The 12,258-nt window shown below is 65.4% G+C and carries 14 protein-coding genes and 1 riboswitch; of the genes, 9 read left to right on the top strand and 5 right to left on the bottom strand.

The window, feature by feature from the left end:
• Nucleotides 1–174 precede the first annotated feature (174 nt).
• The 5 genes from NA4_RS15135 (at nt 175) to NA4_RS15115 (ending at nt 4,303) form a co-directional block, all read left to right on the top strand.
• The gene (locus tag NA4_RS15135; protein ID WP_245671378.1) at nt 175–936 is read left to right on the top strand and encodes an SPW repeat domain-containing protein; all 762 of its coding nucleotides are present in this window, start codon (nt 175–177) and stop codon (nt 934–936) included.
• Between the two features lie 45 nt (nt 937–981).
• Nucleotides 982–2,505 (top strand): PucR family transcriptional regulator, encoded by a 1,524-nt coding sequence (locus tag NA4_RS15130; protein ID WP_067470263.1) that lies wholly within the window; start codon nt 982–984, stop codon nt 2,503–2,505.
• Between the two features lie 283 nt (nt 2,506–2,788).
• Nucleotides 2,789–3,340: a CBS domain-containing protein gene (locus NA4_RS15125; RefSeq protein ID WP_373862793.1), complete on the top strand. Its 552-nt coding sequence runs from the start codon at nt 2,789–2,791 to the stop codon at nt 3,338–3,340.
• Between the two features lie 49 nt (nt 3,341–3,389).
• A complete protein-coding gene (locus NA4_RS40390) occupies nt 3,390–3,890 on the top strand; it encodes a TraR/DksA C4-type zinc finger protein (protein WP_157129020.1) in 501 nt (166 codons plus the stop codon).
• Between the two features lie 146 nt (nt 3,891–4,036).
• On the top strand, nt 4,037–4,303 hold the full coding sequence (locus NA4_RS15115) for a hypothetical protein (protein WP_067470260.1): 267 nt from the start codon (nt 4,037–4,039) through the stop codon (nt 4,301–4,303).
• A gap of 20 nt (nt 4,304–4,323) precedes the next feature.
• On the opposite strand, the gene NA4_RS15110 is transcribed toward NA4_RS15115, so the two are convergent.
• A complete protein-coding gene (locus NA4_RS15110; RefSeq protein ID WP_067470259.1) occupies nt 4,324–4,785 on the bottom strand; it encodes an SgcJ/EcaC family oxidoreductase in 462 nt (153 codons plus the stop codon).
• Between the two features lie 90 nt (nt 4,786–4,875).
• Between NA4_RS15110 and NA4_RS15105 the strand changes: the two genes are divergently transcribed.
• Complete coding sequence (locus NA4_RS15105; RefSeq protein ID WP_067470258.1) at nt 4,876–5,337, top strand: MarR family transcriptional regulator; 462 nt, start codon at nt 4,876–4,878, stop codon at nt 5,335–5,337.
• Nucleotides 5,338–5,347: 10 nt separating this feature from the next.
• On the opposite strand, the gene NA4_RS15100 is transcribed toward NA4_RS15105, so the two are convergent.
• Complete coding sequence (locus tag NA4_RS15100; protein ID WP_067470257.1) at nt 5,348–6,022, bottom strand: TetR/AcrR family transcriptional regulator; 675 nt, start codon at nt 6,020–6,022, stop codon at nt 5,348–5,350.
• A 160-nt stretch (nt 6,023–6,182) separates the two neighbouring features.
• On the opposite strand from NA4_RS15100, the gene NA4_RS15095 reads away from it, so the two are divergent.
• From NA4_RS15095 to thiC, 3 genes are all read left to right on the top strand, one after another.
• On the top strand, nt 6,183–6,629 hold the full coding sequence (locus tag NA4_RS15095; RefSeq protein WP_067470256.1) for a hypothetical protein: 447 nt from the start codon (nt 6,183–6,185) through the stop codon (nt 6,627–6,629).
• A 110-nt stretch (nt 6,630–6,739) separates the two neighbouring features.
• Complete coding sequence (locus NA4_RS15090) at nt 6,740–8,119, top strand: lipase family protein (protein WP_157129019.1); 1,380 nt, start codon at nt 6,740–6,742, stop codon at nt 8,117–8,119.
• A gap of 217 nt (nt 8,120–8,336) precedes the next feature.
• Nucleotides 8,337–8,459, top strand: a riboswitch (TPP riboswitch).
• Nucleotides 8,449–10,101, top strand: coding sequence for a phosphomethylpyrimidine synthase ThiC (gene thiC, locus NA4_RS15085; protein WP_067470254.1), 1,653 nt, complete (start codon nt 8,449–8,451; stop codon nt 10,099–10,101). (Overlaps the previous riboswitch by 11 nt.)
• Nucleotides 10,102–10,457: 356 nt before the next feature.
• Here thiC and NA4_RS15080 read toward each other — a convergent pair whose 3' ends face one another.
• Genes NA4_RS15080 through NA4_RS15070 form a run of 3 tightly spaced genes read right to left on the bottom strand, consistent with a single transcriptional unit; the run spans nt 10,458 to nt 12,158 of the window.
• Nucleotides 10,458–11,291 (bottom strand): helix-turn-helix domain-containing protein, encoded by an 834-nt coding sequence (locus tag NA4_RS15080; RefSeq protein WP_067470253.1) that lies wholly within the window; start codon nt 11,289–11,291, stop codon nt 10,458–10,460.
• Nucleotides 11,288–11,806, bottom strand: a complete 519-nt coding sequence (locus NA4_RS15075) for a DUF6879 family protein (protein WP_067470252.1) — start codon at nt 11,804–11,806, stop codon at nt 11,288–11,290. The genes NA4_RS15080 and NA4_RS15075 overlap by 4 nt, the downstream gene beginning before the upstream one ends.
• Nucleotides 11,787–12,158 (bottom strand): hypothetical protein, encoded by a 372-nt coding sequence (locus NA4_RS15070; RefSeq protein WP_245671376.1) that lies wholly within the window; start codon nt 12,156–12,158, stop codon nt 11,787–11,789. Before NA4_RS15070 ends, NA4_RS15075 begins: the two co-directional genes overlap by 20 nt.
• Nucleotides 12,159–12,258 lie beyond the last annotated feature (100 nt).

Here is a 12,258-nt window from a genome sequence, read left to right as displayed (position 1 = left end):
GGCGATCGTCTGGACCTCGATCAGGTCGGCGAACGCGGGGTGGCCTGGGGATTCTTGTCGTCGAGTTTGCATTGGCCAGGTCCGGGAAGTTCGCCATGGGGCGAGTGCGACTGCTCGTGTGCTGGGTGGTGCGTTCGTTGCAAAGCCACGCGGCTGGGAGCGGAGGTGAAACTGATGGGAAGGTCCACGTGGGTGGGGTGGGCGGCGCTGGTGGTGGGGATCGCCGCGGTGGTGGCGTCGGTCACAGTGAGTTCAACCCGAGTCGGCGAGGGTCTGACGTTCGGGTTCGGTGCGTTCATAGCGTTCTTCGGGGTGTTGTCGCTACCGGCGCGGAATCGGACTCCCGATCATTGGGGCCTGTTCGTAATCGGCTTGGCGATGTTCCTGCTGCCCTGGCTCGGCGGCGGTTTCGTCCCTGATCGTGGGGCCGCGTGGACAGCGTGGATAGCGGGGTTTCTCGCCATGGCACTCGGGGCCATGGCATGGGCCCGGGGTAATCCGCCCACCGCATCCGGCATCCGCGACTACAGCACCGGCGCGGCCGAGCGCAGCGCCCTCAGTTATTGGATAAGCCGGGGGGCGCTCGTCGTGGGAGTCGTGACCGTAGTGCTGGCGGGCACGGTGGTGCACTCATCCACTGTGGCGACTGCCGTCATGATCGGTCTAGGTGGCCTCACTGCGGTAACCGCGTTGTGGTCGTTGCTCGCAGGCGACCCCACGCGCGATTACCTGGCCCTGGCCGTCGTGGGGTTTGCATTGTTCCTCGCGCCGTGGGTCGGTGACTTCGCTGGGGGCGGCGCCGCATGGACGGCCTGGACATCCGGCTGCATCGTCACCGTCCTCGGTGTCGCTGGGTATCTGCGCGGCGAGTCCCTGGATATCGGCAGCACCGTTGCCGACGCCGCCGAGGCGCGCTACCGCGAACGGTTCCGCTGACGCAGTGGACTAGCAGATCTCACCAGCTCGATATCGGAGCGGCTCATGGTGACGTTGGACCGGTTGGCGAATGTGCTGGGTGGCTATGGGATCCGTTTGCGCTTGGGTTCGGTTCCCCGGTCCACCCCATTGCGCAGTGTGGTGATTCAAGGGGCCGAGCAGGACCCGGCGGAAGCGGGCGATGTGCTGCTGGGGATCGGGGCGCGCTCGGTATCGGAGGTGGTGGACTGGGCGGTCTCGGCGCGGGCTGTTGTCGCGCTCATCCGTGGGGGTGAGGAGACCGAGGATGAGTCGGAGATCGAGGGCGTGGCCGTGATGGTGGTCGACCCTGCGGTGGCCTGGAGCGAGGTGGCGGCGGTGGTCTACGGGCTGGTACTGGAAGGCCGCGAGACCGAGGCCGGTCGCGGCCCGACCGATTTGTTTGCCTTGGCCGACAGTCTGGCCGACGCGGTCGGGGGTGCGGTGACGATCGAGGACCGCCGGTCTCGGGTGCTGGCGTATTCCAGGCCGCAGCAGCACCTCGACCCCGCACGAGTGGAGACGATCCTGGGCAGGCAGATGCCGCAGTGGTTGCGCGCGGTGTTCGATGCGCACGGTGTCTTCGCACATTTGGCGTCCTCGGCGGAACCGTTGTTCGTTCCCGCGCAGACAGAACGTGGGATGACGGGGCGGATGGTCGTGGCTGTGCGCGTGGGCCGCCAACTGCTGGGCTCGGTATGGGTATCCTGCCCCGCGCCGTTGGATGGGGCTCGATACCAGGCCTTGACCGACGGCGCGCGCACGGTGGCCCTGCATCTGCTGCGGTCACGGGCCAGCGCAGACCTGGAACGTCAGGTGGAATCCGAACTGGTGATCCGTTTACTTGAAGGCGCCGCGGACGCGACGACGGTCGCCAGCAGACTGGGGTTGGCACCGGAAAGCTTGCGGGTGATCGCGCTGCGCTCTCGAATCGCCGACGAGCAGCACGCCGCGCTGCTGTTGATCTTCGAGCGAGCAACCACCGGATTCGGCTGGTCGCGTTCGAGCCGCAGCGCCTTGGTCGGCGACACCGTCTACACCGTGCTGCCCGCTGATCAGGCGGCCACGGCACGCCGCTGGATAAGCGAGCGACAGGCGGCACTGCCCGCACAGATGACAATGTCGGCCGGCATCAGCGGTGTCGCCCGGGCCACGGAATTGGCGTTGGCGCGCCAAGAGGCCGACGAATGCCTGGCACTGCACGAGGCCCGCTCAGCGGGTACCGAGCCTCCCGCCTATGACGAGTCGTGGGACGAAATCCTGCTACAACGGTTGCGCACCGCAGGGCTTTCCGGACGCACCCCCGCCCGGGGACCGGTGTCGGAGTTGCGGCGCCATGACAGCACGAACTCCACCCAGTATGTGGCAACACTGCGCGCCTGGTTGCAGGCGCAGGGCGACCCGGTGGAGGCGGGTGCGCAGCTGGGCGTGCACGAGAACACCGTCCGTAATCGGCTGCGCAAGATGGCAGAGGTGACCGACCTCGACTTGGACGACCCCCGCAAACGGCTCGCCATGCTGATCGAACTCGCCGTCACCGACAACGCCTGACCCACCCACGCTGTCTCATCGCCACAAATCCCGGCGCCGCGATTGTCGGATCAGCTCAACCGACCGCTGCTACCCAACGGCCATCATGGAGTTGAACAGAAACCGCAGGTAGGGCCAGCGAAATGGGGAGTGATGCTGCTCCACACGGTCTCCCTACGGATTGACGGAGCCAGCACCCGGAGGACACGACGACGGCCCGATAAAGGGATCCGCCCTTTCGAGCCGATCCGGGACAAGTGAAGCGGAGTTGAACGGAATGAGGAACATGCGGGTTTGCGAGGTCATGCAAAGACCAATCGTCGCCGTGCGGCACAACAGCACAGCACGTGAGGCGGCGCTGATGCTCACCGAACTGGGTTACGCGGCGTTGCCCGTTCTCGACCGGGACGATCGCCTTATCGGGATCCTCACCAGCGGTGACCTGTTGAGGGCCGGCGAACTCGACGACACCGTCCGCGCCATGATGACCACACCGGCGGTGTCGGTCCCCGGCAACGCGGCCCTGGCCGAGGTCATGAGCAGGCTGGTAACGCGCGGAGTGCGCAGCCTGCCCGTCGTCGATGCCGACGGTCGCGTGGTCGGGATGTTCAGCCGCGGGGACGCGTTACGAATCATGCTCACCCCCGACGACACACTCGCGGCCGACGCACAGATCCTCCTCGACGAATACACCGGCGCACGGCGGTGGCATGTCACCGTCGACGACGGCGACGCCAGCGTCTCCGGCCGGTTCGCCGACGAATCCGAGCGGCGCATCGCCATTGCCTTGACCCGCACAGTGCCCGGCATCCGCACCGCGACCATTGCGACCACAAGGGCCGCTCCCGTGCATTGACACCGACCAGGCCCACCACAACCCCGAACCACTAGTTCTGGAGACCCGGATGACCGGCGACCACCCTGTTTCACCCGAACGCCTTACCGACCACCTACCGGCGCTGCGTGCCAGACTGAATCAGCAACGCCGCTTCCGCGTGCAGCAGCTGGCCGAACTCGAAGCCGAGATCGATCGCGCCGCCGTACCCACCGACGCGGCTGATGCGGCCAGGTATGAGGTCACCAAGAAACTGGCCGCGGCCGCACGGCACGCGTTGGCCGACATTGATGAAACCTTCACCCTCATCACTACAGGCCGCTACGGCCGCTGCCGTGGCTGTCACACCGAGATCCCGATCCACCTCCTGCAAACCATTCCCGCTACACAGTGGTGCCTGACTTGCCGGCGGCATCTACCTGCCTTCGACGGTTCCCGCACGCTGAGCGGACAGCTTCCTCGAACAGTTTCCCGAGGAGTTCGACGTGACCTGTCGCAACGGCAAACCGGCCGCCGCCAGACACGACGCTCACGGCAACTACAACAGAGAACAGCGATTTCCGGGCTATAAAACGTGTGACGTGACGCTCAGGCGTGTTTCCCCTGTGCCCGATCGGTCAATCATGTGCGCGGCGAAACGTCGGCCCGGCGCGACGGACGCCCGCAACGCATCAATCGAGGCACGACAACTGCGCCGAGCGCGCACCAGGAGGGCAAGTGCGATCCATCAAGGGCGGCCTCATCGCCGTGATACTGGCCGCCGCCATCGTGGCCGGAGCAAGCCCGGCGCACGCCGATGAGCCCGCGCCCAGTGGGCCGGACGAAGTCATCTGGATCGACCTCAACGTGCTGGGATGTTCTTTCGGTGCCGGGCTCGGTGCGGACGTCCTGCTGGCTCTCACCGCGGGCAACGGTTCCAGCGCCGGCGTTTCCTCCGGATTGGCGACCCGCCTCCGGATCGCCGGTTGCCTTCCCTGGAAATGACGATCCACTGGAACGAGACTCTATCCGGCCACCTCGGACGGTGCCTGGCGCGAATCGAACCAGGCGGCAAGGGTTTCCATAAACCAGTGGTATTTGGTGTTCTGGAAGGCGGCGAACAGCCATCGACCGTCCTGTCGTACGGCGATGGTGGTCTGCATCTTGGTGTTGCGCCGAGTGCGTCGCTGCTTGCCTTTGAGCACCGCGCCTTTGCTGTGGATGACGGCGACATCCGGTGTGAGAAAACGAAGCTGGGTGATTTCCCCGTCCAAACGGGTGCCCTTCAGGTACTTCTCGAACAGCGGCACGTGCGAGGCGGCGATCGCGGCGCGGCCTTTGAAGTGTGAGCCCACCCAGGTGACGTAGTCCGCGTCCTCGGTGAACACCTCGGCGAAAGCCTCGGCATCGCCCTCGGCCCAGGCTTCGCCCTGGCGGGTGATCAGTTGACGGATAGCGTCCGCGTCGGTGCGCTGGTCGACGGTCATGACATCTCCAGTAGAATGAATCGATCAACAACTGATCGAGTAAGTAGTTGACTGAGTAAGATACTGACCGAGTAACGCGAGGTTGTCAATATGCCGAAGCGTGCCGAGCTGGATGCCGCGCTGACCATGGCCGCCCAGCGCAGCGCCACCGACGCCGTGATGATGCACCAGGCGGTCGCCGATCGACTCGGCCTGCACGTGACCGACCTGCGCTGCCTGAACCTGCTGCGTCTCGGCGGCCCGGCCACCGCGGGGGAACTCGCGACGCAGACGGGTCTGACCACCGGAGCGATCACCCGGATGATCGACCGGTTGCTGAAGGCGGGCTACGTCCTCCGCGAGCACGACGAGCAGGACCGGCGGCGGGTCATCGTGAGCGTGATCCAGGAGCGCATCGACGAGATCGCCCCGCACTACGAGATCCTGGCGCGGGAATTCGGGGCGGCGATGGCGGATTACACCGCCGAGCAGATGGAACTCGTGGTGGAAGTGTTCAACCGGCTGCACGAGACGTCGTTGCGGGTGACCGCGCTGCTGCGCGCGGGAAAGTAGGGTGTGCGGTTCACGGGGAGGCTCGGCGTCCCGCGTCGACGACCGTGATGAATCTGGTCAGGTCGTCGATGAGGGCGGGAGCCGAGTCGGCCGTGTTGTCGTGATGTAGCCAGTCGGTGACCAATTCGAACATGCCGCCAATGGTGGCGAGCGCCAACGCCAGGCGTCCGCGCTCCTCGTCGTGGTCTTTCGCGACCTCCTCCGCCCACTGCCGGTCCAGGAACGCCGCCGCCCAGCGTCGATTGCTCCGCCGTTGCCGCTCGACGGCGGGCGAGATGCCACCGGCTTCGCCGAAGGTGACCTTGCCCAGCCGCGGATCGTCCGTGATGGCGTGCACGAAGGCGCCGACGATTGCCTCCACCCGATGTGGCCACGGCGAATCCGCGACTGCGGCCGCGACATCGGCGACGCGTTGCTGGATCTGTGCGGTCACCTGCTCGAGCAGCGCGATGTAGCACGCTTCCTTGCTGTCGAAATGATCGTAGAAGCCCTTGGTTCCGACGTAGGCGCGCTGACAGATCTGCTCGATCGATGTTGCCGAAAATCCTTGCTCGGCAAACAGTTCGGTGGCGGCCTTGAGGAGTTGGCTACGCCGCTGGGCGCTGCGCTGCTCGGCGTCGAGGCCACGGATCCGGCGCCGGGACCCGGTAGCGGCAGGCCGCGCGGCGGAGGTGCTGCGGGTCATGTCTCGACGATAGCCGGGACCGGTCGGCGCGTCCGCCGCGCCGCGTGCTTGAGAGCGGCGTACTCGGGTACCGCCGCTACACGAGTTCGATCTCCGACACCAGCCGGTCAGCCCCGCGGAGATCACGACCGCAACCCGGAGCAGACGAAGGAGCGAGGTCATGACCGACCGCCCGGATGTTCGTCACCGCAGGCCCGACGGCGTCGACGACGCCACGGTCGCCGCCACCGGGAAGCTCTCCGAGGCGCTGGAGACCGCCGAGCGCGCCCGCGGCCACCTGTACGCCTTCCATCAGTTGACCGGCCGTGCCGACCTCATGCTCGACCTCGCGGTGGATCAGTTCCGCGTGGCGGGCCACCTCCAGATCGCCGACCGGATCTCCACCGAGTTGATCGGCCGCAACGTAATCGCGGGACGCTGGACATTCCAGGTTGTCGAGGAATACGACGACGGATACTTCGACCTGTTCCGCAGTATCGAGCGTGCGGTGCGGGACGAACTCCTCGACGGCCGCAGGCACGTCTACGAGGCCGAGATGAAGGAAGCCCGCCGCACCCACGGCTTGCCGGACCACTCCGCCACACCGGAATCGACCGAAGGCAACTGACCACGACACCGGCCGCCGGCCGCCGATCGTCCAGTTTCAACAAGAGCTCTTGTTGGTAACTTGTCATCGTGTTGTAATCACTGTCACGTCGATGAGGGAAGGACGTGCCGGTGATCAAGGGAGATCTGGCCGGCCGCGGGGTACGCGTGCTGGCAACGGCGATCGTGGCGGTGGTGACGGCGGGCTGCGTCATGCTCGCGGGAGGCGTGCCGGCTACGGCAGTGCCGCTGCCGCAAGCGGATTCGTTCTATCAGCCGCCCGAGGGGTTCGAGTCCCGCGAGCCGGGCGATATTCTCCGCGCACGGGAGGTACGGCTGGCCGCGCTCACCGTGCTGCCGCTGAACGTTCGGTCCTGGCAGTTGCTGTATCGGACCACCGATCTGTTCGGGCGACCCGCGGCGGCGGTGACCACGGTGCTGTTGCCCGCGGGCGCGGATCCGAATCGGTCTCGCCCGCTGGTATCGCTGCAGTTCTACTACGACAGCGCGAGCCCCGCTTGCGCCCCGTCGTTCGTGCTGCGACAAGGCGCGGGGCTGCCGGGTCTCGAAGGCATCCACTCGCAGAGTGAATTGATCGCGGTCGCCGCGCTGCTCAGCCAGGGTTGGGCGGTCTCCATCCCGGACTACGAGGGGCTGGAGGGGCATCTCGCGGTGGCCGAGGAGCCCGGCTACATGACCCTCGACGGCATTCGCGCCGCCGAACGTTTCGAGCCGCTGGGCCTGGACGGCGCGAACACGCCGGTCGCGCTGTGGGGGTACTCCGGCGGCGGGATGGCCTCGGGCTGGGCGGCGGAGATGCAGCCGACCTATGCCCCCGAACTGAACGTCAAAGGCATCGCGCTCGGTGCGCCCACCTCGGATGTGGTGTCCCTGTTGCACGTCAACGGCTCGATGTTCGCCAGTCTCATCGGTATCGGCATCTCCTCGCTGCGCAAGGCGTACCCGGAATTCCGCGCTGCGTCCGATCGCTACCTGACGCAGGAGGGCCGAGCGCTGATGGATCGCACTGCGGCGCAATGTCTTCCGCGTAACGCATTGAGCCAGATGTTCGTCGACTACCAGCGCATGCTGACGATTCCGATCGCGGATTTCCTCGCCGTACCGGAGATAGCGGAGGTCTTCGACGCGACGGTGCTCGGCCGGAATACCCCGACCGCACCGATTTTCCTCTACCACGGCGTCTGGGACGAGGCGGTGCCGATCTGGACCAATGATGTTCTGGCCCAGAGGTATTGCGCGGGCGGCGCGTCCGTGATCTACCAACGCGACCATCTCAGCGAGCACCTGAGCTTGCCGTCGCTCGGCATGGCGGACACCTTCAACTGGTTGAAGGCGCGGCTGGCGCCGAGCGCGCCGGACCAGGTCGGCTGCCGCACCGAGAACGTGGTATCCATGCTCGCCGACGCCGACGCGCTGCTGTCCCAGATCGAGATCAACCTCAACGCGACGTTCGGCGCGCTCGGATTCCCGATCGGGCCGCGGGAGCGGTGAGGCGAGGTCCATCCGAGGAGCAGGTGCCGGTTCTGCGGGCGCCGTTTCTCGATCGGGCTGCGGGAACGCTGCGGCGAGACCCGTCGAGGGAGTCGGCGGACGGCTTCGAGTCGGCGGCGTAGTTGGGCCACCGACCGCGCCGACCTCGGAGTTCACCCGATCCTGTCGAATCCCCGGGCACGCGCGCGGCACGGCCGGGTATGGTCGGGCGGGAAATTTCAGCACCAACGGGGGCTCGCACCAGCGGGCTGAGAGGACGGCTAGCCGAGAGGCGTCAGGGCCGTCGACCGTATGAACCTGACCGGGTAATGCCGGCGTAGGGAGGAAGAATGGCACCCACCGCTGCGTCCGACGGCAGTTCCGCGCCTGTCGACAGCGTCACCACCGGCCCCATCGAGGGCAGCGTCAAGCACTATCTCGAGGTCGACGACCTGCGCATTCCGGTGCGCCGGATCAACCTGACCAACGGTGAGCACTTCGACGTCTACGACACGTCGGGTCCGTACACCGACGACACGGCGTCCATCGACGTGGAAGCCGGACTACCGAAGCTGCGCGACACCTGGGCGAAGCCCGAGGTAGAAGGTCCGCGCACGCAGCTCGCCTGGGCGCGCCAAGGCATCGTCACGCCGGAGATGCGCTTCATCGCCGCGCGCGAAGGCGTTTCGCCGGAGCTGGTACGCGAAGAGGTGGCGGCGGGTCGTGCGGTGATCCCGGCCAACCACAAGCACCCGGAGCTCGAGCCGACCATCATCGGCAAGAAGTTCCTGGTCAAGATCAATGCGAATATCGGCAACTCGGCCGTCTCCTCCTCGATCGCCGAGGAAGTGGAGAAGATGGTGTGGGCCACCCGCTGGGGCGCCGACACCATCATGGACCTGTCCACCGGCAAGAACATCCACGAGACCCGCGAGTGGATTCTGCGCAACTCCCCGGTTCCGGTCGGCACCGTGCCGATCTACCAGGCGCTGGAGAAGGTGAACGGCGATCCGACCAAGCTGACCTGGGAGATCTACCGCGACACCGTGCTCGAGCAGTGCGATCAGGGCGTGGACTACATGACCGTGCACGCGGGCGTGCTGCTGCGCTACGTGCCGCTGACCGCCAAGCGCGTCACCGGCATCGTCTCGCGCGGCGGGTCGATCATGGCCGCGTGGTGCCTGGCGCATCATCAGGAATCGTTCCTGTACACGCACTTCGAGGAACTTTGCGAGATCCTCGCGCGCTACGACGTCACCTTCTCCCTCGGTGACGGCCTTCGGCCCGGTTCCATCGCCGACGCCAACGACGAGGCGCAGTTCGCCGAGCTGCGCACCCTCGGCGAACTGACCAAGATCGCGAAATCGCATGGCGTGCAGGTGATGATCGAAGGTCCGGGCCACGTGCCGATGCACAAGATCGTGGAGAACGTGCGGCTGGAGGAGGAGCTGTGCGAGGAGGCGCCCTTCTACACCCTCGGCCCGCTCGCCACCGACATCGCGCCCGCCTACGACCACATCACCTCGGCGATCGGTGCCGCGATCATCGCCCAGGCGGGCACCGCCATGCTCTGCTACGTCACGCCGAAGGAACACCTCGGCCTCCCCAATCGCGACGACGTGAAGGTGGGCGTGATCACCTACAAGATCGCCGCACACGCCGCCGACCTCGCCAAGGGACACCCGCACGCACAGGACCGCGACAACGAATTGTCCAAGGCACGCTTCGAATTCCGCTGGCGCGACCAGTTCGCACTGTCGCTGGACCCGGACACCGCCCGCGAATATCACGACGAGACCCTGCCCGCCGAACCCGCCAAGACCGCGCACTTCTGTTCCATGTGCGGGCCGAAGTTCTGCTCCATGCGGATCTCCGCCGACGTGCGCGAATACGCCGCCAAACAGGGCCTGGACGAGACCGAGGCGCTGGAGGCGGGCATGGCGGAGAAGTCCGCCGAGTTCGCCAGCAGCGGCAACGCGGTCTACCTGCCGGTCGTCTCGTAACGACCGCCCGCCGCCCGCCGCCCGCCCAGCTTCGGCGGGCGGCGGTGCAGCGAACCCGCGACGGTCCACAGTTATCCACAGCTGTGTGAGTTATCCATCGATTCTTTGAGAACCGCAGGATGCCGGGGCATCGGTCGGCGAATTTCACGGTTCACTCGACTTGATCCAAGAACCGAGGAAAGTGATGAAACTCCGATGATGACTGCCGTGCTGCTCCTCGCAGCTGTGTCGTTGGTCGTTGCAACGATTGGCCGGACCGTGGCGATCGCGCTCACTATGCACGGCGTGCCCGCGAGGTATAAAGCCGAGATTCTGCGTGGGCTTGCCGAGTGCTTCCGGTTCTGGCGCAAGTGAAGTCACCTAACGCGAAACCGGTCCATCGCCGCGGCGATCATCGCCCGCGCGTCCTGCCCATGGATCGCTTGGTCCTTGAGGCGATGGAATGCCTTCTCGTACAACGCTATCTCGCTGGGCTGGGTGATCGTCAGCTCTGCGGAGATGGTCTCTACCTGCACCATGCGGCTGTCGAACATGATGAAGTTGTTGGTAGGCGCGGTGTACTGGTGCGCTGACGGGACGATGCCCAGAACGACGCGAGGCAGAGACATCGCCGTGAGCAAGCGGTCCATCTGTTCGCGCATTACGTCCGCGGTGCCCACGCGGGTGTGGAGAACCTGTTCGGCGAGGATGAAGTAGAAGCGGTGATTGCCTCGGTACAGCACTTGCTGACGTTCGAGGCGCGCGGCAAGGCTGGATTCGAGGTCGTCGCCTGGTCCGTCGTAGAAGTCGAGTACCCGGCGAAGAATCGCTTCGGCGTACGGCGGTGTCTGCAACAGGCCCGGCATCAGGACCGGCTCAAACCAGCGCATGAGGTTGGTCTTGTCCGCGACAGCTATGGATTGTTTCTGTCTGTGTGGGAGGCGCATCCGACGCCATTCGAGATATGCCGTCTCGACGTTGCGCAGCGTAGCGATGAGGTCGGGCACTTGATCGGCACTGCGGGTATGGATGCACCAGACGCGCACGTCGTCATCGGTCGGTACTTGCCTGCCGTACTCGATTTTCGAGACTTTGGAGCCAGGCCAACCGGCAAGCTCAGCGAGTTGCCTGCCGGTCAGCCCAGCGTCCTTACGGAGGTTGCGCAGGCGCTCACCGAACGCCTCGCGGGCCTGTTTCGCGGTTGTGGTCACGCCCGGATGTATTCAGCATGGGGGATGGCCTTGTCCCACACCCGATTCCACACGCCGCGAATGTATTCGACTATTACGGGGTCCGTCGTGGCCGCGCCTCCGCCCGCAGCACCATCGGGAGTGAAGGTGGTGAAGGACACGAGGTTGTCATCGAACAGCCAGAAGTCATCCGAAGACAGTTCGCTCGGGTCGATCTGGTGGCGAGGAAGGTACCGGATCACCTCGCCGGCCTCGATGTTCCGATGCGCGACGACGAGACCCCAACGGGTGTAGTCGACATTCGGCTCCGTGACCACGCGAGCACGCCGCATCACCTTCCCGGACACCGTTACCTCGCGGACGAGGTTCGTCCAGTCCTCGAACCACTCGAAGTCGTCCGGCTCTCCGGCGAGGAATTTGCGGAACGGCTCGGACTCGTCCGGTGTGTTGTAGGTGTCGACTACTTCGAGATGGCAGGCCGTGTGCTTAAACGTTCGGAAGAGGTCGAAGAACGCCTCATGCCGCAGGAGTTGCATACTTCCTGATCTCCTTCCCCTGCGGTACCTCGATGCAGGTCTCATGGTCTGGTATGTCCATCTGCGCCAACGCCTCTGGATCGGTCACCGGCTCGCCACTGAGGATGAAGGTCCCGTGGCCGGTGTCCTGGAGCAACACGCCCAGGCACGTCCCCGGCTCGAGGAACGCGAGTAGCGGGTGCGAAATCTCCACTTGGTCGTCGTAACCGGGTACCTTCCAGCCCTGCACGATGTAGGTGCCGTGATCGGTGAAGTACAACGTGGGCGAATCTCCGCCCTGGGTGTGTTTGCCCAGGAACGTTAAGCGCACGGTTGTGTCTTCAGGCAGATCGTTTCGCATGTTTTCTTTCATGATTTCGATCGTCAGACACCGGTAGAAACCAGTCAACAGAAATCACTTCATCGAGAAAACAGTAGCAAACCGGTTCAGGTTTGCGCGCTCAGGTTCTTAG

Source organism: Nocardia amamiensis NBRC 102102 (assembly GCF_001612745.1).
Taxonomy (GTDB): domain Bacteria; phylum Actinomycetota; class Actinomycetes; order Mycobacteriales; family Mycobacteriaceae; genus Nocardia; species Nocardia amamiensis.
Note: the sequence above shows the minus strand (reverse complement) of the source record. Positions and strands in the feature narration are given on the sequence as shown.